1 protein-coding gene is annotated in these 1,647 nt (G+C 71.5%); it reads right to left on the bottom strand.

Annotated elements, in window-relative coordinates:
• Window positions 1-22: 22 nt before the first annotated feature.
• Window positions 23-1,647: IS1182 family transposase (locus CH341_RS31160; RefSeq protein ID WP_111423553.1), on the bottom strand; the 1,625-nt coding region annotated here is incomplete at its 5' end.

The following is a 1,647-nucleotide window of genomic DNA, read 5'->3' as shown; positions in this document are numbered from 1 at the left end:
GAGACTGGGCAAGAAATCCGCTTCAGGCCTGGAGGGCCGAGAGTGGTCGCCGGCGGGCTTCGGTCGAGGCGATTTCGGCGGCGAATCGCGCCAGGAGGCGCGCGGCGGCACGGATGAGGGTCTGGACGGCGTTCGGGGCACTGCGTGCGAGCAGCTCGGCGGCGCGTTCGGCCAGGCAGGCCACGAAACGGTCGAGGCCGAGGATGGCGAGCAGGCGGGTGAAGTTGTAGCCGAGCGCCATCAGGCTCCACTCGCCGCGCACCTTGTCGAATCCGCGCACCAGGAAGTGGCGCCAGCCGGCGCGACATTTGAGGGTGCCGAACGGATGCTCGGCGAGGGCGGCGCGGCGGCGCATCAGCGCTCCGGCCCCCCGCATCCGCGCCCGGTGGCGGTCGAGCACGTCCTCGTGCACCCAGCGGCAGATCGTCCGCGTCGCCGATTTGGCGGTGATGCAGCGCTCCCGCAAGGGACAGGCGTCGCACACCCGCTTGCGGCTGACGTAACGCCGCTCGAGCCGGCCGGCATTCTGTTTGAGGCTCTCGATCGGCGTCAACACCGCGCCGCCCGGGCAGCGACAGACGTCCGCGGCGGCGTCGTAGGTGAAGTCGGCATGGCTGAAGCAGCCCTGTGCCGCGAGCCGTCCGGTGCGCTCGGCCTCCGGCACATAGGCGACGATGCCGTCGTCCTCGCAGCGCTTCAGCATGGTCCCGTTGAAGTAGCCGACGTCGGCCAGCACGGTGAGCGTCTCGACCGCCAGCGCCTCGCGGGCCGCCACCGCCATCGGATGGAGCTGGCCGGTGTCGTTGCCGTCGCCGACCACCTCGCTCGCGACGATCAGCTTGTGGGCGTCGTCGACGGCGATCTGGACGTTGTAGCCGGCGACCGTCTGGCCGCGCTTGGTCAGCAGCCGGGCATCCGCGTCGGTGCGCGACACCTGCGTCTCGCCGCTCTCCGCCTGCCGGGCGAGATCGGCCTTCAGGGCGTCCCGCTTCGCCATCAGGGCCGCCATCTTCCGGCCGACGTCGCCGCCGCCCCCGGCGCCGCCGTCGTCACGGTCGGCAGGCGCCGCCTCCGCGGCGTCGGCCGCATCGAGCGCGGTCCCATAGGCCTCGATGTCCCTCTCGATCGCCGCCAGCGCCGCGGCGAGCCGCTTCTTCGTCGCGATGCTCCCCTTGCTCGCATTGCCGTCGAAGAACGCCCCGTCGATCGCCACCAACGTGCCGCCCAGCAGGCCGAGCTCGCGGGCGAGCAGCACGAAGCTGCGGTTCGCCGCCTTCAGGGCCGCCCAGTTCTCCGCCCGGAACTTGGCGATGGTGCGATAGCCCGGGGTCAGTCCATGCAGCAGCCAGATCAGCTCGAGATTGCGCCGCGCCTCGTGCTCCAGCCGGCGCGACGAGCGGACCCGATGGACGTAGCCGTACAGATAGAGCTTCAGCAGATCGGCCGGATCGTAGGGCGGCTGGCCGACGCCGCCCCCCACCGACCCGGCATGCCGGAACCCGAGCCGCGCCAGATCGAGCGCCGCCACGAACGCGTCGATCGCCCGCACCGGATTGTCCGGCCCGACATAGTCCTCCACGCTCGGCGGCAGAAGACAGGACTGCGCCCGGCTCGCGCCGGTCTTGAACGGGCGATTCGTCATGCCAC

The organism is Rhodoplanes roseus, from assembly GCF_003258865.1.
Classification (GTDB): domain Bacteria; phylum Pseudomonadota; class Alphaproteobacteria; order Rhizobiales; family Xanthobacteraceae; genus Rhodoplanes; species Rhodoplanes roseus.
The sequence above is the reverse complement of the archived record's forward strand: the minus strand, read 5'-3'. Positions and strand labels throughout refer to the sequence as shown.